Here is a 1,324-nt window from a genome sequence, read left to right on the forward strand (position 1 = left end):
GGATGCAGGATGACTTCAATATTAGTTGCGTGACCGGCAATGGCTTCATCGACACTGTTATCAATGACTTCCTGAGCCAGATGATTCGGCCTTGTGGTATCGGTATACATGCCAGGTCGTTTTCTGACCGGATCCAATCCCGTTAGAACCTCAATTGCCGAAGCGTCGTAGATATTGGTCATGTTCTCTTAGTCAAAAAAATCAAGTTGCCCGAAGGTTAGCAGGATAAAAGCAGGATGTACAAGCATCCTGGCGATTGGGACGCAATAACGCAGCCCCCATCACATATAATTAGATGCTAATATTCAACCTTACTTATGGTTTTCGATTCAAGGCAAAATAAAGTTTCGGTATTTATGTCTGAGGGGATTATCAATGTTGCATATCAAATAATGGCTATGGTTCACTAACGAAAAGCATCTTGATTATCTGAACCACGTGAACAAGCCCTATCCATAGAAAAGAAAATTATCGTTACCCAAGAACATCAATTTTATCGATTCAGTGTGGAGCACTAACATGAATATTCGGCCGATTATTTTTATTACAATCTTGATGTATACCTTTTCAGTTCAGGCTAATAACGCTAAAGAATTTGATACCCAGGCCAAAGCAGCGATAAAAGAATTTGCCGAAACGCTCAAGTCAGCATTGATGTTATCCATGCAAACAGATGGTTCAGTGAAAAGTATTGCTGTTTGTAAAGATATTGCTCCCAGAGTGGCAGAACAGATTTCCACCAAATACAATCTTGATGTCAGTCGTACCGCCCTGAAGATCCGTAACCCTGAAAATAAGCCAGATGAATGGGAAAAAACTGTTTTAAGAAGTTTTGAGAAACGTCTGGAGAAAGGCGAAACCATTAAAAAGATCAGTTTCAGTGAGCAGGTGGAAACAGACGGCGTTAAACAATGGCGCATGATGAAAGCGATTGGTACCGATTTAGTGTGCGTCACCTGTCACGGAGAAAAGATACCGGAGCCTATCCAGGCCGAGTTGAAAAAACTCTATCCCGATGATCAGGCAAAAGGATTTAGCGTTGGTAGTGTCCGTGGCGCCTTTAGCGTTAAACAGAACCTGACGGACAATTAACTTTCCTTAAGGCTGATAATTTCGCTACGGCCTTTTTGCACCGAGATCAGTTTATCTTCTCTCGCCAGCCAGCCAATGGCTCTTTGCACCATTTTTATATCAAGACCACACTCGGTAGCCAGCTTGGTAATGCTGGTCGCTCCATTTTTTTGTAAATATTGCCAGATTTTGCCTGCGGCATCCCCAATAGTCTGTTGCATCACAAACCTCATCGCGTTGAAGTAAAATCTTT

At 42.2% G+C, this 1,324-nt stretch carries 3 protein-coding genes; 1 reads left to right on the forward strand and 2 read right to left on the reverse strand.

Translation table 11 applies throughout. The features are described from left to right. The coding region (locus B3M51_RS03545) for a hypothetical protein (RefSeq protein ID WP_292756879.1) at positions 1–182 on the reverse strand (182 nt) is incomplete at its 3' end. 337 nt (positions 183–519) lie between these two features. Between B3M51_RS03545 and B3M51_RS03550 the strand changes: the two genes are divergently transcribed. After that, positions 520–1,092 carry a Tll0287-like domain-containing protein gene (locus B3M51_RS03550; protein ID WP_292756881.1) on the forward strand — a complete coding sequence of 191 codons (573 nt, stop codon included), beginning with the start codon at positions 520–522 and terminating at the stop codon, positions 1,090–1,092. Here B3M51_RS03550 and B3M51_RS03555 read toward each other — a convergent pair. Then, the coding region (locus B3M51_RS03555) for a winged helix-turn-helix domain-containing protein (RefSeq protein WP_292756883.1) at positions 1,089–1,324 on the reverse strand (236 nt) is incomplete at its 5' end. The genes B3M51_RS03550 and B3M51_RS03555 overlap by 4 nt on opposite strands.

This window comes from Methylophaga sp. UBA2689, from assembly GCA_002354555.1.
GTDB lineage: Bacteria > Pseudomonadota > Gammaproteobacteria > Nitrosococcales > Methylophagaceae > Methylophaga.

Excerpts from the sequence above, each read along its gene's own strand:
- B3M51_RS03550 (WP_292756881.1), top strand. The coding sequence starts at position 520 with ATGAATATTCGGCCGATTATTTTTATTACAATCTTGATGTATACCTTT.